We start from the raw sequence: 17,289 nt of genomic DNA, 5'->3' as shown, positions 1-17,289 counted from the left end.
ACGCATGGACGACTCAGCACGCCAGGACGACCTCGCTGCCGTCGCCTCGATCGCGGACCCGCAACGACGCGCCCTGTTCGAGTTCGTTGCGCGGCATCCCGACCCCGTCGGTCGAGATGACGCCGCCGGCGCACTCGGCATGGCCCGCGGAACCGCGGCCTTCCATCTCGACCGCCTCGTGGAGGCGGGGCTGCTCGTCGCGGAGTTCCAGCGACGCAACGGACGGTCGGGGCCGGGGGCCGGTCGCCCCGCGAAGCTCTACAGCGCCGTCCCGGGCGAGATCGCCGTCTCCGTGCCCGAGCGTCACTACGACCTCGCTGCAGAACTCCTGAGTCGAGCGGTCGAGGAATCCGATCGCACCGGTGCGCCCATCCGTCCGACGCTCGAGCGGGTGTCGGCCAGTCTCGGTCGCGCGCTCGGCGCCGCCTCGGATTCGATGGACGAAGTGCTGGAGCGGCTCGGCTACGCGCCCGTCGACGACGGCGCCGATGGATTGCTGCTGACGAACTGCCCGTTCCACCGAGTGGCGACGAACCACACCGCGACGATCTGCGGGGCGAACGCGGCCCTGTTGCGCGGCGCCGTCGAGGGGCTCGACGATCGCCGGTGCTCGGCAGTGCTCGAACCTCGCGACGGCTACTGTTGCGTGCGCCTGGCGGCACGACAGCAGATGTAGCTCGCCGAAGCGGCGGCAGGCGGGCTAGCGTGGATGCATGAGCCCCAAGACGGTACCGACCGACGCCAACGTCGAGGCGTTCCTGGACGCTGCCGCGCCCGCTCGCCGGCAGGTCGAAGGCCACCGCCTCGCGGAGATCTTCCGCGAGGTCACCGGCGCGGACCCGGTCATGTGGGGCCCGTCGATGGTGGGGTACGGCAGTTACCGCTACATCTCCCCCGCCAACCCGCGCACCCGAGGCGACTGGCCGAAGACCGGCTTCTCGCCGCGCAAGGCGCAGCTCACGTTGTACGGGCTGAAGGATCTCCCCGCGGGTGCCGAACTGCTGCCGAGGCTCGGCACGTACACCGAGGGCGCGGGCTGCATCTACGCGAAGAAGCTCGAGGACCTCGATCTCGACGTGCTCCGAGAGCTCATCGCGATCGCGTGGTCCCGTCGCGACGATCCGGAGCCCGCGTAGGGACTGCCGATCGCGTCCCTCCGCACCCGACTCTCGATCGGCGTCAGACCCAGTAGGATTCCGGGATGACGCAGGAGACACCTTCTCTCGACCTCGGCTCCGCAGAGACCGAGACCCAGAGTGCGCGACGCCCGAGTATCGGGTTCTCGATCGCTTCGCTCGTGCTTGGCATCGCCGGGATTCTGCTCGTCTGGGTGCTCGGGCTCGGGTTGCTTCTCGCTGTCGCCGCGATCGTTTTCGGCATCTTGGGGCTGAAGCGATCCCGCGGCCTCGCAATCGCCGGGATCGTCACCGGCGGTCTCTCGTTGGCTGTCGGGCTCCTCGTGCTGACGGTGGCGATGATCGCGGCAGCAGTCCAGCCCTGACGACGTACTCGGCGGGGTCGGCTCCCCATCAGGATGAGTGCAGCACGACCGAATCTTCGACGGTGGGCCCTGCCGGGCTCGAACCGACGACATCCACGGTGTAAACGTGGCGCTCTACCAACTGAGCTAAAGGCCCGCGACCGCGCGCGGCGCACGCCAATGCTATCGCGAGCTGCCTAGACTCACGGCCATGGAGCCGATGCTGCAGCATCCGAGTCGGAGCACGCCGACGGAGCATCGATGGCCATCGGTCATCGCCGTCGTCGTCGCGCTCGCGCTGTACGCGGCGCTTCCGAACCAGTTCCTCGGCGCGCAGCGCTTCATCGTCGTCTTCTTCGGCCTGGCGCTGCTCGTGCCGCTCCTGATCGCGAATCCGCATCGGCTCACGCGTCTCTCCCCGTTCACGAAATGGGCGTCGATCACCCTCGCGGCCGGACTCGTCGTCGCGAACCAGGCCACGCTCGTGCTCCTGCTCGTGGCACTCGCCGGCGGCGAGGCCGACGATGCGCATGGACTGCTCCTCTCGGCGCTGCAGGTCTGGGTCGCGAACGTGATCGGATTCACGCTGCTGTACTGGGAACTCGACCGGGGCGGTCCGGTGATGCGCACGATGGCGGCCCGCACCGAGCTGCCGCCGGCCGACTTCCGGTTCCCGCAGGACGAGGACGACGACGCCGTCACCGAGGTCGCAGCGCGCTCGTCGGCGGTGCGCGACTGGATGCCGCGGTTCGTCGACTATTTCTACTCGGCGCTCTCGAACTCGATGGCCTTCAGCGCGACCGACGCGATGCCGTTGTCACCGCGCTTCAAGCTCCTCATGGCCCTGCAGGCGTTCGGCGGCTTCCTGATCCTCGCGCTCGTGATCGCCCGCTCCGTCAACATCCTCGGCTGAGCCCCGAACCGAGGCGAGCGGATGCCGCGGCGACGCGTTCAGAGGGCCGTGAGCGCCTCTCGGTACTGCTCGAGCGACCGCGCCTCACCGCGCGGCGTCGCGAAACTCGCGGCGACCACCCCGTCGGCGTCGATCAGGAACGTCGCCCGCTCGGCGAGCCCGGTGCGCGCGTCGAACGCGCCGAACGCGTCTGCCACCGCGCCGTGCGGCCAGAAATCGGCGAGCATCGGGAAGTCGTAGCCCTCGCGCTCGGCCCACGCGCGCAGGGTGTGCTTCGAATCGACGGAGATCGCGTGCAGCGCGACATCCGGCCCTTCGAACATGGCGATGTTGTCGCGCAACTCGCAGAGTTCGCCATGGCAGATTCCCGAGAAGGCCAACGGGAAGAAGACGAGGGCGACGGCCCTGCCGCGGAGCTCCGAGAGCCGCACCGGCTGGCCGAACTGGTTCACGAGCGTGAAGTCGGGCGCGGCGGCGCCGGGAGCGAGGATCACGGGACGGCTTCCTTCCACAGGACGTTCGGTCGGACCGAGGGCTCAGCCTACCCCCCACCCTGCGGGCATAGAATCACTAGGATGGCGTGGTGCCACCCGGCCGAGAACCGGCCCATTCGGCGTGCGCACATCCCACACCCCGCAGGCACGATCTGCTGAAGAGAGAGGTCGAGTGTGACTGTCAACGACCAGGATCCCTACTCGGTCGAGGCGATGGACGCCGATCCGGAAGAGACTTCCGAATGGGCCGAATCCCTTGATGCGCTTGTCGCCGAGAAGGGACACCAGCGCGCGCGAGAGATCATGCTGAGCCTGCTGAAGCGCTCGAAGGAACTGCACCTCGGTGTGCCGATGGTTCCGACCACCGACTACCTGAACACGATCGCCCCCGAGAACGAGCCCGAGTTCCCGGGCGACGAGGAGATCGAGCGCCGCTACCGCGCCTGGATCCGGTGGAACGCAGCAGTGCTCGTGCACCGTGCGCAGCGCCCCGGCATCGCCGTCGGCGGCCACATCTCGACGTACGCCTCGTCGGCCGCGCTCTACGAGGTCGGTTTCAACCACTTCTTCCGCGGCCAGGACCACCCCGGCGGCGGCGACCAGATCTTCGTGCAGGGCCACGCCTCCCCCGGCACCTACGCCCGTGCGTTCCTCGAGGGCCGGCTGTCGGCCGACCAGCTCGACGGATTCCGTCAGGAGAAGTCGCACGCGCCCAACGGGCTCTCGTCGTACCCGCACCCGCGCCTCATGCCGGAGTTCTGGCAGTTCCCGACCGTGTCGATGGGCCTCGGGCCGATCAACGCCATCTACCAGGCGCAGACCAACAAGTACCTGACGAACCGCGGCATCAAGGACGCGAGCGACCAGCAGGTCTGGGCGTTCCTCGGCGACGGCGAGATGGACGAGGTCGAGAGCCGCGGCCAGCTCCAGGTCGCAGCGAACGAAGGCCTCGACAACCTCAACTTCGTCATCAACTGCAACCTGCAGCGCCTCGACGGCCCGGTGCGCGGCAACGGCAAGATCATCCAGGAGCTCGAGAGCTTCTTCCGCGGTGCCGGCTGGAACGTCATCAAGGTCGTCTGGGGCCGCGAGTGGGACGACCTGCTCGCCCGCGACCACGACGGCGCGCTCCGCAACCTCATGAACGTCACTCCCGACGGCGACTACCAGACCTACAAGGCCGAGTCGGGCGCCTACGTGCGCGAGAACTTCTTCGGCCGCGACCCGCGCGCCCTCGAGCTCGTCTCGCACCTGTCCGACGACGAGGTGTGGGGCCTGAAGCGCGGCGGTCACGACTACCGCAAGGTCTACGCCGCGTTCAAGGCGGCGAGCGAGCACAAGGGCCAGCCGACGGTCATCCTGGCGAAGACGATCAAGGGCTACGGCCTGGGTCCGGCCTTCGAGGGGCGCAACGCGACCCACCAGATGAAGAAGATGACCCTCGACAACCTCAAGACGTTCCGCGACCAGATGCGCATCCCGATCACGGACGCGCAGCTCGAGGAGAACCCCTACCTGCCGCCGTACTACACGCCCGGCGACCAGGACGAGGCGATCCAGTACCTGCACGAGCGTCGTCGCGAGCTCGGCGGCTACCTGCCCGAGCGCCGCTCGAACCACACGGCGATCTCGCTGCCCGACGACTCGGCCTACGCGATCGCGAAGAAGGGCTCCGGCACGCAGGAGATCGCCACGACCATGGCGTTCGTGCGACTGCTGAAGGACCTCATCCGCTCGAAGGACTTCGGCCACCGCATCGTGCCGATCATCCCCGACGAGGCGCGCACCTTCGGCATCGACGCGTTCTTCCCGACCGCGAAGATCTACAACCCGAACGGCCAGCACTACACCTCGGTCGACCGCGAACTCCTCCTCGCCTACAAGGAGAGCCCGCAGGGCCAGATCATCCACGTCGGCATCAACGAGGCCGGCGCCATGGCGTCGTTCACGAACGTCGGCACCTCGTACTCGACGCAGGGCGAGCCGCTCATCCCGGTCTACGTCTTCTACTCGATGTTCGGGTTCCAGCGCACGGGCGACGCGATGTGGGCTGCCGGCGACCAGATGGCGCGCGGGTTCATCATCGGCGCGACGGCCGGCCGCACGACCCTCACGGGCGAAGGCCTCCAGCACGCCGACGGCCACTCGCCGCTGCTCGCGTCGACGAACCCGGCCGTCGTCTCGTACGACGCGGCGTACGGCTACGAGATCGGGCACATCATGCGCTCGGGCCTCGAGCGCATGTACGGCGGATCGCACAGCGACCCGAACGTCATGTACTACCTCACGGTCTACAACGAGCCGCTCGTGCAGCCCGTCGAGCCCGAGGGCGTCGACGTCGACGGCATCGTCCGCGGCATCCACCGTCTCAACACGTCGGATGTCGCAGGGCCCAAGGCGCAGCTCCTCGCCTCGGGCGTCTCGGTGCCCTGGATCCTCGAGGCGCAGCAGCTCCTCGCGCAGGACTGGGGCGTGTCGGCGGATGTCTGGTCGGTCACGAGCTGGTCGGAGCTGCGCCGCGACGGCCTCGCCGCCGACGAGCACAACTTCCTGAACCCCGACGCCGAGCGCCAGGTCCCGTACCTCACGCAGAAGCTCACCGGGGCGAACGGTCCGTTCGTGGCCGTCTCGGACTTCATGCACGCGGTCCCCGACCAGATCCGCGCCTACGTGCCCGGTGAGTACGCGACGCTCGGCGCCGACGACTTCGGCTTCTCCGACACGCGGCCCGCTGCACGTCGCTTCTTCAAGATCGACGGTCCGTCGGTCGTCGTCCGCACGCTCGAACTCCTCGCAGACCGCGGTGAGGTCGACCGTTCACTCCCCGCCCAGGCGATCGAGAAGTACCGCCTGTACGACGTGAACGCCGGCACCACCGGATCGGCCGGCGGAGAGAGCTAGCAGGCGACGAGGTGGCGACGAGGCCCAAGACGAAGGCGGAGACGCTCGCATGGTTGCGCACCATTGCGGGCGAACTCGCGACGGCGACGCTCAAGCGTCTCGAAGACACGTTGCCGTGGTACGGCGACATGCCGCCGAGCCGTCGCTCCGCCGTGGGCCTCGTCGCCCAGGCCGGCATCTCCTCGTTCGTCGCCTGGTTCGACGACCCCCGGTCCACCCCGTGGATCGCGGCCGACGTCTTCGGAGCCGCTCCGCGTGAGCTGCTCCGCTCGGTGAGCCTGCAGCAGACGCTGCAGCTCATCCGGGTGACGGTCGAGGTCGTCGAGGACCGGGTGAAGGACGGCGGAGAGCCGCTCCGCGAGGCGATCCTCCTCTATTCGCGTGAGATCGCCTTCGCGGCCGCCGACGTCTACGCCCGTGCCGCCGAGGCGCGCGGTCTCTGGGACGCGCGCCTCGAGGCCCTCGTGGTCGATTCGATCCTCTCGGGCGAGGCCGACGACGAGCTGCCGAGCCGCATCGCGGCCCTCGGCTGGCACGGCCACGGCGAGGTGTCGGTGCTCGTCGGCACCGCCCCGAAGCAGCTCGACGTCGACCACGTGCGCCGGGCCGCCCGCCACATGCACGCCGATGTCCTGATCGGCGTGCAGGGCAACCGGCTCGTGCTCGTGATCGGTCGCGCCGACCCGCTCGCCCGCGAGGCCGAGGAGGCGATCGGCACCGCTCCGGCGCTCACCTTCATGGAGATCGCGAGCCAGCTCGAACCGCACTTCGGCCCAGGGCACCTCGTGCTCGGCCACGCGGTGCCGAACCTCGTCGACGCCTCGAAGAGCGCCAAGGCCGCGCTCGCGGGGTTCGCGGTCGCCCGGTCCTGGCGCCATGCTCCCCGGCCGGTGCACGCCGACGACCTGCTGCCCGAGCGCGCGCTGGCCGGCGACCCGCTCGCCAGGGCGACGCTCGTGCACCGCATCTACCGACCGCTGCAGGCGCACTCGACCGAGCTGCTCACGACCCTCTGGAGCTACCTCGACAACGGTCGCTCGCTCGAGGCGACGGCGCGCGAGCTCTTCGTGCACCCGAACACGGTGCGCTACCGCCTGAAGCGCGTCTCCGACGTGATCGGCTGGGACGCGACGGGTGCTCGCGAGGCGCTCATCCTGCAGTCGGCGCTCATCATCGGGTCGATGAGCGATCACGAGCTGGCGCCGCGCCGACGACCGACCAACTGACGCGACTCTCTGTACCGTTCGTACAAGGGTTCCGCCGAGAGCTTGTCGCGTGTGCACACCCGGCTCTGCCTGCCGGTTGGCAGACTGGGGTGGTGATCGTCGTCGTCTGCCCTGGACAGGGCTCTCAGACCCCCGGATTCCTCGCTCCCTGGCTGGCCGATCCGGCCTACGCCGAACGGCTGTCGGTGCTGTCCGATGCCGCGGGGCTCGACCTCGCGCACTTCGGCACCGAGGCCGATGCCGACACGATCCGCGACACCGCGATCGCGCAGCCGCTCATCGTGGCGGCCGGCATCCTCACGCTCGGCTCGCTCCTCGCCGACGGCCGCGCGGCCCGCATCGGCGGCATCGCAGGCCACTCGGTCGGCGAGATCACCGCGGCAGCCGGGTCGGGCGTGCTCAGCGAGACCGACGCGATCCGCTTCGTCGCCGAGCGAGGCCGGTCGATGGCGGATGCCGCTGCGCTCGTGCCGACCGGCATGAGCGCGGTCATCGGCGCAGACGAGGCGGCACTGCTCCCCCGTCTCGACGAACTCGGCCTCGAACCCGCCAACTTCAACGGCGGCGGCCAGATCGTCGTCGCCGGTGCGCTCGACGCGCTCGAATCGTTGAAGGCAGAGCCCCCGGCCGGTTCGCGGGTCATCCCGCTCCAGGTCGCCGGCGCCTTCCACACCCGGTACATGCGCCCGGCGGTCGAGCGACTCGCCGAGGTCGCGGCCGGTCTCACGCCGGCCGACCCGACGCTCCCGCTCTGGACGAACCGCGACGGCAGCCCCGTGACATCCGGTGCCGCATTCCTCGACCTGCTCGTCGGCCAGGTCTCCTCGCCCGTACGCTGGGATCGCTGCATGGAGTCCTTCCAGGCGGCAGGAGTCACGGGCATCATCGAACTCGCCCCGGCCGGCGCCCTCGTCGGCCTGGCGAAGCGCGCACTCAAGGGCGTGTCGACGGTCGCCGTGAAGACTCCCGAAGACCTGTCGGCGGCGATCGAGCTCATCGAGCAGCACGCCTGAGCCGACGACGAGTTGAGAAAGCCGAGCATGACCAATCCCACCCTCCAGCAGTCGCACGGGCCTGCCTTCACGCGCATCTACGCCGTCGGCGCGGCTCGCGGCGAGAACGCGGTGCCCAACGCCGACCTGATCGGCCCGATCGATTCGTCCGACGAGTGGATCCAGCAGCGCACGGGCATCATCACCCGCACGCGCGCCGGCGCCGAGGTCTCGGCCACCGATCTGGCGACGACGGCGGCGCGCGAGGCGATCGAGCGGTCGGGCATCGCGCCCGAGCTCATCGACCTCGTCATCATCGCGACGATCTCGAACGTGCAGCAGACGCCGTCGATGGCGGCCGTCGTCGCCGATCGCGTCGGCGCGAATCCCGCCGCGGCCTATGACATGAACGCGGCGTGCGCGGGCTACGCGTACGCCGTCACCCAGGCCGACGCGCTGATCCGCTCGGGGGCGGCGACGTACGCCCTCGTCATCGGCGCCGAGAAGCTCTCCGACGTCGTCGACCCGACCGACCGCTCGATCTCCTTCCTCCTCGGCGACGGTGCCGGCGCCGTCGTCGTCGGTCCGAGCGAGACGCCCGGCATCGCGCGCACCATCTGGGGCTCCGACGGCTCGAAGGCGGGTGCGGTCGGCATGAACGGCACGCTCACCGAGTACCGCGACGGGGCGGCCGAGTGGCCGACGCTCCGCCAGGAGGGCCAGACGGTCTTCCGCTGGGCCGTGTGGGACATGGCGAAGGTCGCGAAGCAGGCACTGGATGCCGCGGGCGTGACCTCCGACGACCTCGCCGCGTTCATCCCCCACCAGGCGAACATGCGCATCATCGACGAGTTCGCCAAGCAGTTGAAGCTGCCCGACACCGTCGTCATCGCCCGCGACATCGCCACCACGGGCAACACCTCTGCCGCCTCGATCCCGCTCGCGACGCACCGCCTGCTCGAGGAGCACCCTGAACTTTCCGGAGGCCTCGCCCTCCAGATCGGCTTCGGCGCCGGACTCGTGTTCGGCGCCCAAGTGGTGGTTCTTCCCTGAACCGCCTCCCCCTGTCCATCTAGACTGTCTCTCGGTCAAACGAGACACCCCCAAGGAGAAGAACAATGGCATTGTCCACCGAAGAAGTGCTTGCCGGCCTGGCCGAGCTCATCAATGACGAGACCGGCATTGCGACCGACACGGTTGAGCTGGACAAGTCGTTCACCGACGACCTCGACATCGACTCGATCTCCATGATGACGATCGTCGTCAACGCCGAAGAGAAGTTCGACGTGAAGATCCCCGACGAAGAGGTCAAGAACCTGAAGACCGTCGGCGACGCCGTCACCTTCATCGTCAAGGCTCAGGCCTAGCAGCTGCGTGGAGCGGGCCGGCGCAATCGCCCGGCCCGCTCGATCAGTGTGACCAATTCCTCCATCGGAGTGTTTCTCGAATGACCAAGAAGATCGTCATCACCGGCATCGGTGCGACCTCGCCGCTCGGCGGCACCGCCCCAGAGAGCTGGAACGCCCTGCTCGCCGGCGAGTCCGGCGCGCGCACTCTCGAGCACGACTGGGTCGCCGAATACGAGCTGCCCGTCACCTTCGCCGCCGAGGCGAAGGTCCGGCCCGAAGAGGTGCTCGAGCGGCCCGTCGCGAAGCGTCTCGACCCGTCGAGCCAGTTCGCCCTGATCTCCGCGAAGGAGGCGTGGGCCGACGCCGGCTCACCCGATGTCGCCCCCGAGCGCCTCGGCGTCGACTACGCCACCGGCATCGGCGGCATCTGGACCCTCCTCGACGCCTGGGACACGCTGCGCGAGCGCGGCCCCCGCCGAGTGCTGCCGATGACCGTCCCGATGCTCATGCCGAACGCAGCATCCGCCGCGATCTCGATGCACTTCGAGGCCCGCGCGTTCGCGCGCACGGTCGCGTCGGCCTGCGCGTCGAGCACCGAGTCGCTCGCGAACGCCTACGAGCACCTCCAGCTCGGCTACGCCGACGTCGTCATCGCCGGCGGCTCCGAATCCGCGGTGCACCCCATCACGCTCGCGTCGTTCTCGTCGATGCAGGCGCTCTCGCGTCGCAACGACGACCCGGCGCACGCCTCGCGCCCGTACAGCGTCGACCGCGACGGGTTCGTCATGGGCGAGGGTGCCGCGAGCCTCGTGCTCGAGACCGAGGAGCACGCGCTCGCGCGCGGCGCACGCATCTACGCCGAGCTCGCGGGCGGCGCGGTGAGTGCCGACTCGTACCACATCACGGCGAACGACCCCGAAGGTCGCGGTGCCAGCCGCGCGGTGCTCGATGCGCTCGCGCAGGCCGGCGCGACGGTCGACGACGTGACGCACATCAACGCCCACGCGACGAGCACGCCCGTCGGCGACATCGCGGAGTACACGGCACTGCGCAACGTCTTTGGCGACCGCGTGCACGAGATCCCCGTCTCCGCCACGAAGGCGTCGACCGGGCACCTGCTCGGCGGCACCGGCGCGCTCGAGGCGGTGTTCACGATCCTCGCGCTCCAGAACCGCATGGCTCCGCCGACGATCAACCTCACGACGCAGGATCCCGCGATCCCGCTGCGCATCTCGGGCGAGCCGCAGCCGCTCGGCGACGGCCCGCAGCTGGCGATCAGCAACTCCTTCGGCTTCGGCGGCCACAACGCCGTCGTCGCGATCCGCACGCCGTAACGAGACGGGGCCGTCGCGCCCGTACATGAGAAGACCCCGGTCGCAGTCGCTGCGCCGGGGTCTTCTCATGTGAACGGTCCGAGGGTTTCGCTCATGCGCTGCCGGGAAGTGTCATCCGACCTCGCGTCACGCCGCCGGCGGACCGAGGTTCGCTCAGCCCACCTGGTGCAACCAGACGACCGGGGCGAAGTCGCTCGCGTGACGGAACGGTTCGAGTTCGTCGTCCCACGCCTGACCGAGGGCGAGGCGCAGTTCGCGGTGCAGCTCGATGGGGTCGGTGCCGCCGACCTCCATCGCGTATCGGATGCGGTCCTCGGGCACCACGGTGTTCCCCGCGGTGTCGGTCTGGGCGAAGAAGACGCCGAGTTCGGGCGTGTGCATCCATCGCGCGCCATCGGAGCCGGGGGTCGGGTCCTCGCTCACCTCGAAGCGCAGTTGCTCCCAGCCGCGCAGCGCCGAGGCGAGTTTCGCGCCGCTGCCGGCTTCGCCCTCCCAGTAGAACTCCGCGCGCATGGCACCGCGAAGCACCGGCTGCTCGTTCCAGTCGAAGTTCACGGCGACACCGAGGGCGGTGCCGGCGGCCCACTCGACATGCGGACACAGCGCCCTCGGCGAGGAGTGCACGAACAGCACGCCTCGCGCGGTGCGCACTGCCCGCGTGGCATTCTTCGTCATGTCTGTCTCCGTTCTCGAGGTGCGTCTTCCCCAACGACCTCAGACGGACAGATGACGGTATTCGGTTGTCGACGAGCGAGCCGTCACCGCCGATTATGCCCCGCATCAGGCGCATTGACAAGGTTCGAAACCGTATACTCAGTGAAACGTTGACCTCGATCGGAGTACGAATGGCTGTTCGCGACGCACTGCTCGCCCTGCTCTCGGGCGGCCCGGGCTACGGGTTCCAGCTGCACGGCGAGCTCGCCGAGCGCACGGGCGGTCGGCGAGAGGTCAACGTCGGGCAGAGCTATGCGACGCTCGAGCGGCTCGGCAAGCAGGGCCTGATCGAATCGGCGGGCGCCACCGACGACGGCCTCCCCCTCTACCGTGCGACGAAGACGGGCGCGGCCGCGACGTCGGCCTGGTTCTCCGGCACGGATGCCTCGGGCAGCGACCCGTGGGATGAGACCGTCGATCGCGTGCTCGTGGCGGCATCGTTGCCGGGCGTCGACGCCGGTCCGATCGTCGAGGCGGAGCGCGTGCGCTGGCAGGAGCGCGCCGTCGAGGCATCCGCTCGTGCCGAAGTCGACGACCGTGCCGGTGACGACGTGAGCCCGCTCGCTCGACTCGCGGCGCTGGCCGCCGCCGCCGAGGTCGCGCGCGCCCGTGGGGCGCTGGCTTGGCTCGACGAGGTGGAGGCGGTCACGGCCCGGCACGATCTCGCCTTCGCACCACGATTGGAGCGGCCCCGACGCGGACGGCGGCCTTCGACGAGATCGGCGGCCTCCGAGCTCCCCGGCTCCGAGCCCGGCGCACCTCAGGCGTCAGCCGACGCGTAGCTCTCGACGATCGCGAGGTCGAGCGGGAACTCCACGGGGAAGTCGCCGAAGAGCAGCCTGCCGGCAGCGGTCGCGGACTCCATCACCGCGGCCGCGACGGCATCGGCGTACTCGGTCGGAGTGTGCACGATGATCTCGTCGTGCAGGTAGTAGACGAGGTGCGGGACGCGCTCGAATGCCGCACTGGAGCGAGCCGCGATCGCACCCGGCTCGGCGGCATCGCCCGCGATCGCGACGAGCTTCGAACGGAGGCCGGCCATCCAGCAGAGCGCCCATTCGGCGGCGGTGCCCTGCACGACGAAGTTGCGAGTGAAGCGGCCCCAGTCGCGCGCGCGGGAACGTGCACGTCGTTCGTCGGCCGGCGTCGCGTCGGGTTGCGAGGCGAGCGACTGCGCGGCACGCCACTCGGCGCCCGGCAAGGGCGACGACCTGCCGAGGAGCGTCGTGACGCTGGCACCGCGCTCGCCGTCGGCGGCGGCTCGATCGACGAGCGCCATCGCGCGCGGGTAGGCGCGTGCCAGGCGCGGCACGAGGCGACCGCTCTCGCCGGTCGTCGCCCCGTACATGGCGCCGAGGATCGCGACCTTCGCCTGATCACGGGTCTCGACGACGCCCGCACCGACGATGCCGCTGTAGAAGTCGCGGCCCCTGCCCGCTGCGGCCATCGCCTCGTCGTGGGCCATGCCGGCGAGCACTCGCGGCTCGAGCTGGGCGGCATCGGCGACGACGAGCGACCAGCCGGGGTCGGCGACGACCGCGCTGCGCACGTTCTTCGGCAGCTGCAGGGCGCCTCCGCCCGACGTCGCCCACCGCCCGGTGGCGGTGCCTCCGGGAACGTAGTCGGGCCGGAACCGGCCGTCGACCACCCATTCGTCGAGCCACGACCAGGCATTCGCGCTGAGCAGTCGCGACAGCTTCTTGTACGCGACGAGCGGCTCGATCGCCGGATGCTCGTGCTCGCGCAACTCCCAGCGGCTCGTCGACTCGACCTGGATGCCCGCTCGACGCAGCGCCCTCAGCAGCTCGACCTGCGAATCGAGATTCACGGCGGGGGCGCCCAGCAGGGTGCGCACCTCGGTTGCGAGCTCCTCCATGCGGGCCGGCTTGCGGCCGGGCGCCGGCTTCGGGCCGAGCTCGGTCTCGAGCACGCGCTCGTGCACCCCGCGATGCCATGGCAGGCCGGCGGCGTGCAGCTCGGCGCCGATGAGCGCGCCCGCCGATTCCGCCGCGAGCAGCAGCCGGAGCGCACCGGGCCGCTCCGACGCTGCGACGAGGGCGAGCTGTCGTGCGTGCTCGGCGAGCACGGCCTCGACGGGCACCCCGAGCACGTCGCGAGGGCCCGCGGCGGGCTCGGGCTCCGAATCATCCGCCTCGCCGTCGAAGTCGAGGAGATCGAAGAGCGCCGAGTGCGAAGCGGATGCCGCGGGCACGACCGCTGCCGATTGCCCGGCCTCGGCCGGCCCGAGAGGCAGCCACTCGGGTCGCGGGTGCATGCCGCCGTCGCGAGCCGACGTCGTCGCGATGGAATGGTCGAGGATCGCGGAGGCGAGGACGAGGTCGTGGCAGCGATCGACCCGCACCCCCTCGGTGAGGAGGCGCGGATACCAACGGCGGGTGTCGGCCCAGATCCAGCGGGGGCGGTGCGTCGACTCGAGGGCGCGCACGACGGTCGCGAACTGCGGCAGCGGCACCGTCTCGAAGGGTGCGCTGGAGGCGGCGGGGTCGACGAATCCGACCCGGCCGGGCCCCATCGCACCGACCACGATCCGCATGGCTCCATTCTCGCGTGCGCGTCCGACATGCCTCGCCCCCATCATGTCGGTGGCAGCGGCGAGGATGACGGCATGAACGAAAACAGGCGGTGCCGATGGTCGCGGTGAGCTTCCGCTGCGGGCACGGTGCCGAGCCGGGCGCCGCGGGTACCGTCGCGCTCACGCGGGTGTGCCCGCTCTGCATGCTGCTGCACGAGACGCAGCGCTCGCGCGCCGAGCTGCTCTCCCGCGTCGCACCACCGCAGCGCGCCGCCCTCGCCCGCGAGACGCGCATCGGAGCGAGCTACGACTGGCGCTGCGCTCGGGGTCACGATCGATATCCTGCGACGGTCGGCGAGGTGCTGACCGGTCCGAGCTGCGCGAAGTGCCGGTCGAACGCCGCCGCGCCGGGTGCACGACGCGAGGCCGGAGTCGCCTTCATGAAGCCCGGGCTGCGGCTCGGCACCTCGCAGGTCGAGCAGCGCCTGCGGATGCTCCTGGGCGAACGCATCCGCCTCCATCACCGGGTGAACGTCGTGCGCACCGCGCGGATGTTCTACGGCAAACAGGAGGTCTGGCCCGACATCCTCGTGCCCCAGCTGCGCATCGCCGTCGAATACGACGATCCCGGCCGTTCGAGGCGAGCGCACCTCGGCTTGAAGGAGGCGTCCGACGTCGAGAAGGACGAAGCGCTGCGCGAGGTCGGCTGGGAGGTCGTCCGGATCCGCGCCGGCGGTCTCGAGCCACTCGGCCCGTACAGCATCGTCTGCCGCAGCCTCACGATCGCGGTCGCCGACGAGGTCGTCTCGATCATGCGGCGCATCCGCGGCGACGCTGCCGTCGATGCGCTGCTGGTGCCGCAGCAGCACGCCGTCTGAGCGCCGCGATGCCGGCCGCGGCAGACGTCTGACGCGGTCGGCGCATCCGCTGCTGCGCCCAGCCTCGCAGCCCGATAGGGTGTACCCACCCGAGCACCCCCTCTGCCCGGGTTTTCGCGCGCGCAGAGAGGCAGTCGATGCTCCTTCCGTTCCTCATCGTCGGAGGCATCGGTCTCGTCCTCCTCGTCATCTCGCTCGTGCTCGGCGACATCTTCGATCACCTCGAGATCGGCGACGGCGCCCTCTCGGGCACTGCACTCGCCGTCGGCATGGTCGTGTTCGGCGCATCCGGTGCGCTCGTGGCCAGCATGGGACTCGACCTCGTCTGGGTGTACGTGCTGTCGATCGTGCTCGCCGCGGTCGCGTACCTGCTCAGCGTGCTCGCGATCCGAAACCTCACCCGGAGCTCCGACGGGGTGCCCGCCTCGGCGGTCGGCCTCTCGGGCGTCGCACGGTCCGACGTCACCACGTCGGGCGGCGAAGTGAGCCTCGACGGCCCCGGCGAGCTCGAGCGCCGGCTCGCGTACTCCGACGAGCCGATCTCAGAAGGCGCCCGTGTGCGCGTCGTCGAGCACGCCGGCAGCCGCGTGAAGGTCGTCGCGGGCTGACGACCGCCCGCGGCTCGTCCTCCCCCACCCGATTCCCCTGCACCACCCCGCCCTGCGTCTCCTCCCGAAAGGAACCACGATGCTCTCCCCCCTGTTGATCCAGGTGATCTCGGTCGTCGCGATCGTCATCGCTCTGCTCGCACTGCTGACCTTCATCGCCCGTCGCATCCGCCGAGTGCCGCCGAACGAGGCGCTCGTCATCGTCGGTCGCGGGGCCGGCCGCGCTGCACCCGAGCAGTCATCGGCGCAGCGCGTCGTCATCGGCGGCCGCACCTTCGTCTGGCCGATCCTGCAGCAGGGGTTCGCGATCTCGCTCGAACAGCGCCAGATCGGCATCACCGTCGAGGGCGTCGACAAGAACCGCATCAAGATCGCCATCAAGGCGTCGATCAACTTCAAGGTCAGCGGCACCGAAGACGGCGTGCGCCGTGCGGCCCAGCGATTCCTCTCGCAGCAGAGCCTGCTCACCGAGATCATCAAAGAGTCCCTCGAGGGCTCGCTTCGTTCGATCGTCGGCGACATGACGATCGAGCAGATCATCTCCGATCGCAAGAGCCTCTCCGATCGCGTCGTCGCCGAGACCAAGACCGACCTCGTGGAGCAGGGCCTCCAGGTCGACCTGCTGAACATCTCGGACATCTCGACGCCCGGCAGCGAGTACCTCGCGAACCTCGGCCGTGCAGAGGCCGCCCGCGCACGCCAGGTCGCCGAGGTGAGCGAGGCCGAGGCCGCCCGGGTCAGCGAGTTCGCACGCATCGAGGCCGCAGAGCAGGTCGCCGAGCGCCAGAAGGCGCTGAGCCTGAAGCAGGCCACCATCAAGGCCGAGACCGATCGGGCCAACGCCGAGGCCGAGGCATCCGGCCAGCTCGCGAAGGCCGAGCAGGACAAACTGGTCGCCGTGCAGGAGCGCGACGCGCTCTCGGAGCAGGCGCTCGTGACGCAGGAGCGTCTCGACATCGAGATCCGCAAGCCCGCCGAAGCCGAGGCCTACGCCGAGGTGCAGCGAGCCACGGCCCTCCGCGACGCCGCGAATGCGAGCACCGAGGCCGAGGCGTACAAGCGCACCAAGATCGCCGAGGCCAACAAGGTCGCCGCGGTCCAGGATGCCGAGGCATCCGCCACCTCGGTTCGCTTCGCCGGTGAGGCCGAGCGCGATCGCCAGGTCGCACTCGCCGCAGGTATCCGCGCCGACGGCGAGGCCCGCGCTGCAGCCATCCAGGCCGAGGGTCTCGCCGAGGCCGCCGCCACCGACGCCAAGGCCATCGCGCTGAAGAAGTACGGCGAGGCCGCCCTCGCGCAGGAGATCATCTCGCGACTGCCCGAGATCGTGCGCGCTGCTGCGGAGCCGATCTCGAACATCAAGACCCTCACCGTCGTGTCGACCGATGGCGCGAGCGCGATCACGAAGACCGTCGGCCAGGTGCTCGGCGAGGGCACCGAGGTCGTCAAGTCCCTGACGGGACTCGACGTCGGCTCGATCCTCGCCGGACTCGCGGGCGGACAGCTCGTGAAGGCGTCCGACACGGCTGCGGAGTGACGCGGCGACCCCTGTAACACCGAAGCGCCGACCCGTCGGCGGAGAGGATGCACCCGTGACGACGACGTCCACGGATCCGGGCACGACCCAGGCGGGCCGTGCAAGCCGGCTCGGCGCGCGGCGCTGGGCGGTGCTCGCGCTCGTCGGCCTCGTCGGCCAGATCGCGTGGACGGTCGAGAACATGTACCTCAACGTGTTCGTCTACGACACGATCACCGATGACCCGGCGGTGGGCGCGGGGCAGGGGGGCGCCGGCGCCGCCGGGGCCCCCCGCGGCCCCCGGCGGGTGGGGGCGGGGTGCGCCCGGGTCGGGCGGCGGCCCCTCTTAGG

At 70.1% G+C, this 17,289-nt stretch carries 17 protein-coding genes, 1 tRNA gene and 1 pseudogene; 15 read left to right on the top strand and 4 right to left on the bottom strand.

Annotated elements, in window-relative coordinates:
- Positions 1–4 precede the first annotated feature (4 nt).
- From ACFTQE_RS03025 to ACFTQE_RS03015, 3 genes are all read left to right on the top strand, one after another.
- A complete protein-coding gene (locus ACFTQE_RS03025; protein ID WP_376923660.1) occupies positions 5–676 on the top strand; it encodes a helix-turn-helix transcriptional regulator in 672 nt (223 codons plus the stop codon).
- Between the two features lie 37 nt (positions 677–713).
- Positions 714–1,136 carry a DUF1801 domain-containing protein gene (locus ACFTQE_RS03020; RefSeq protein WP_376923659.1) on the top strand — a complete coding sequence of 141 codons (423 nt, stop codon included), beginning with the start codon at positions 714–716 and terminating at the stop codon, positions 1,134–1,136.
- A 65-nt stretch (positions 1,137–1,201) separates the two neighbouring features.
- The gene (locus tag ACFTQE_RS03015) at positions 1,202–1,501 is read left to right on the top strand and encodes a hypothetical protein (RefSeq protein ID WP_376923658.1); all 300 of its coding nucleotides are present in this window, start codon (positions 1,202–1,204) and stop codon (positions 1,499–1,501) included.
- 63 nt (positions 1,502–1,564) lie between these two features.
- On the opposite strand, the gene ACFTQE_RS03010 is transcribed toward ACFTQE_RS03015, so the two are convergent.
- Positions 1,565–1,637, bottom strand: a tRNA-Val gene (locus ACFTQE_RS03010).
- Between the two features lie 54 nt (positions 1,638–1,691).
- Here ACFTQE_RS03010 and ACFTQE_RS03005 point away from each other — a divergent pair.
- Positions 1,692–2,393, top strand: coding sequence for a hypothetical protein (locus ACFTQE_RS03005; RefSeq protein ID WP_376923657.1), 702 nt, complete (start codon positions 1,692–1,694; stop codon positions 2,391–2,393).
- Positions 2,394–2,431: 38 nt separating this feature from the next.
- On the opposite strand, the gene ACFTQE_RS03000 is transcribed toward ACFTQE_RS03005, so the two are convergent.
- Entirely contained in the window at positions 2,432–2,887 is a 456-nt protein-coding gene (locus tag ACFTQE_RS03000; RefSeq protein ID WP_376923656.1) for a peroxiredoxin, read from the bottom strand.
- A 174-nt stretch (positions 2,888–3,061) separates the two neighbouring features.
- Here ACFTQE_RS03000 and aceE point away from each other — a divergent pair, with 174 nt between their 5' ends.
- From aceE to ACFTQE_RS02970, 6 genes are all read left to right on the top strand, one after another.
- On the top strand, positions 3,062–5,788 hold the full coding sequence (gene aceE / locus ACFTQE_RS02995) for a pyruvate dehydrogenase (acetyl-transferring), homodimeric type (RefSeq protein ID WP_376923655.1): 2,727 nt from the start codon (positions 3,062–3,064) through the stop codon (positions 5,786–5,788).
- An 11-nt stretch (positions 5,789–5,799) separates the two neighbouring features.
- Positions 5,800–7,014 carry a CdaR family transcriptional regulator gene (locus tag ACFTQE_RS02990; RefSeq protein WP_056008603.1) on the top strand — a complete coding sequence of 405 codons (1,215 nt, stop codon included), beginning with the start codon at positions 5,800–5,802 and terminating at the stop codon, positions 7,012–7,014.
- Positions 7,015–7,106: 92 nt separating this feature from the next.
- The gene (locus ACFTQE_RS02985; protein ID WP_376923654.1) at positions 7,107–8,027 is read left to right on the top strand and encodes an ACP S-malonyltransferase; all 921 of its coding nucleotides are present in this window, start codon (positions 7,107–7,109) and stop codon (positions 8,025–8,027) included.
- Between the two features lie 27 nt (positions 8,028–8,054).
- A complete protein-coding gene (locus ACFTQE_RS02980) occupies positions 8,055–9,059 on the top strand; it encodes a beta-ketoacyl-ACP synthase III (protein WP_376923653.1) in 1,005 nt (334 codons plus the stop codon).
- A 65-nt stretch (positions 9,060–9,124) separates the two neighbouring features.
- Complete coding sequence (locus ACFTQE_RS02975; RefSeq protein WP_056008597.1) at positions 9,125–9,373, top strand: acyl carrier protein; 249 nt, start codon at positions 9,125–9,127, stop codon at positions 9,371–9,373.
- Positions 9,374–9,453: 80 nt separating this feature from the next.
- Complete coding sequence (locus ACFTQE_RS02970) at positions 9,454–10,689, top strand: beta-ketoacyl-[acyl-carrier-protein] synthase family protein (protein ID WP_376923652.1); 1,236 nt, start codon at positions 9,454–9,456, stop codon at positions 10,687–10,689.
- A 153-nt stretch (positions 10,690–10,842) separates the two neighbouring features.
- Here the strand turns inward: ACFTQE_RS02970 and ACFTQE_RS02965 are convergent, their stop codons facing one another.
- Positions 10,843–11,364 (bottom strand): DUF3145 domain-containing protein, encoded by a 522-nt coding sequence (locus ACFTQE_RS02965; protein WP_375832770.1) that lies wholly within the window; start codon positions 11,362–11,364, stop codon positions 10,843–10,845.
- 170 nt (positions 11,365–11,534) lie between these two features.
- On the opposite strand from ACFTQE_RS02965, the gene ACFTQE_RS02960 reads away from it, so the two are divergent.
- Positions 11,535–12,185, top strand: a complete 651-nt coding sequence (locus ACFTQE_RS02960; protein WP_376923651.1) for a PadR family transcriptional regulator — start codon at positions 11,535–11,537, stop codon at positions 12,183–12,185.
- Here ACFTQE_RS02960 and ACFTQE_RS02955 read toward each other — a convergent pair.
- Positions 12,164–13,957, bottom strand: coding sequence for a bifunctional 3'-5' exonuclease/DNA polymerase (locus ACFTQE_RS02955; protein ID WP_376923650.1), 1,794 nt, complete (start codon positions 13,955–13,957; stop codon positions 12,164–12,166). The two genes, ACFTQE_RS02960 and ACFTQE_RS02955, sit on opposite strands and share 22 nt — an antisense overlap.
- Before the next feature lie 95 nt (positions 13,958–14,052).
- Between ACFTQE_RS02955 and ACFTQE_RS02950 the strand changes: the two genes are divergently transcribed.
- The 4 genes and pseudogenes from ACFTQE_RS02950 to ACFTQE_RS02935 form a co-directional block, all read left to right on the top strand.
- Positions 14,053–14,814, top strand: coding sequence for a hypothetical protein (locus ACFTQE_RS02950; RefSeq protein WP_376923649.1), 762 nt, complete (start codon positions 14,053–14,055; stop codon positions 14,812–14,814).
- Between the two features lie 137 nt (positions 14,815–14,951).
- The gene (locus tag ACFTQE_RS02945) at positions 14,952–15,422 is read left to right on the top strand and encodes a hypothetical protein (RefSeq protein ID WP_376923648.1); all 471 of its coding nucleotides are present in this window, start codon (positions 14,952–14,954) and stop codon (positions 15,420–15,422) included.
- A 79-nt stretch (positions 15,423–15,501) separates the two neighbouring features.
- A complete protein-coding gene (locus tag ACFTQE_RS02940; protein ID WP_376923647.1) occupies positions 15,502–16,959 on the top strand; it encodes a flotillin family protein in 1,458 nt (485 codons plus the stop codon).
- Between the two features lie 55 nt (positions 16,960–17,014).
- Positions 17,015–17,289 (top strand): annotated as a pseudogene (locus ACFTQE_RS02935) (MFS transporter); the annotation flags it as partial.

The organism is Agromyces sp. NPDC056965, from assembly GCF_042673425.1.
Taxonomy (GTDB): Bacteria; Actinomycetota; Actinomycetes; order Actinomycetales; family Microbacteriaceae; genus Agromyces.
Note: the sequence above shows the minus strand (reverse complement) of the source record. Positions and strands in the feature narration are given on the sequence as shown.

What these genes read in the sequence shown, in the direction of transcription:
- ACFTQE_RS03025 (WP_376923660.1), top strand. Translation starts at nt 5, where the DNA reads ATGGACGACTCAGCACGCCAGGACGACCTCGCTGCCGTCGCCTCGATC.
- ACFTQE_RS03020 (WP_376923659.1), top strand. Translation starts at nt 714, where the DNA reads ATGAGCCCCAAGACGGTACCGACCGACGCCAACGTCGAGGCGTTCCTG.
- ACFTQE_RS03015 (WP_376923658.1), top strand. Translation starts at nt 1,202, where the DNA reads ATGACGCAGGAGACACCTTCTCTCGACCTCGGCTCCGCAGAGACCGAG.
- ACFTQE_RS03005 (WP_376923657.1), top strand. Translation starts at nt 1,692, where the DNA reads ATGGAGCCGATGCTGCAGCATCCGAGTCGGAGCACGCCGACGGAGCAT.
- ACFTQE_RS02980 (WP_376923653.1), top strand. Translation starts at nt 8,055, where the DNA reads ATGACCAATCCCACCCTCCAGCAGTCGCACGGGCCTGCCTTCACGCGC.
- ACFTQE_RS02975 (WP_056008597.1), top strand. Translation starts at nt 9,125, where the DNA reads ATGGCATTGTCCACCGAAGAAGTGCTTGCCGGCCTGGCCGAGCTCATC.
- ACFTQE_RS02970 (WP_376923652.1), top strand. Translation starts at nt 9,454, where the DNA reads ATGACCAAGAAGATCGTCATCACCGGCATCGGTGCGACCTCGCCGCTC.
- ACFTQE_RS02965 (WP_375832770.1), bottom strand. Translation starts at nt 11,364, where the DNA reads ATGACGAAGAATGCCACGCGGGCAGTGCGCACCGCGCGAGGCGTGCTG.
- ACFTQE_RS02960 (WP_376923651.1), top strand. Translation starts at nt 11,535, where the DNA reads ATGGCTGTTCGCGACGCACTGCTCGCCCTGCTCTCGGGCGGCCCGGGC.
- ACFTQE_RS02955 (WP_376923650.1), bottom strand. Translation starts at nt 13,957, where the DNA reads ATGCGGATCGTGGTCGGTGCGATGGGGCCCGGCCGGGTCGGATTCGTC.
- ACFTQE_RS02950 (WP_376923649.1), top strand. Translation starts at nt 14,053, where the DNA reads ATGGTCGCGGTGAGCTTCCGCTGCGGGCACGGTGCCGAGCCGGGCGCC.
- ACFTQE_RS02945 (WP_376923648.1), top strand. Translation starts at nt 14,952, where the DNA reads ATGCTCCTTCCGTTCCTCATCGTCGGAGGCATCGGTCTCGTCCTCCTC.
- ACFTQE_RS02940 (WP_376923647.1), top strand. Translation starts at nt 15,502, where the DNA reads ATGCTCTCCCCCCTGTTGATCCAGGTGATCTCGGTCGTCGCGATCGTC.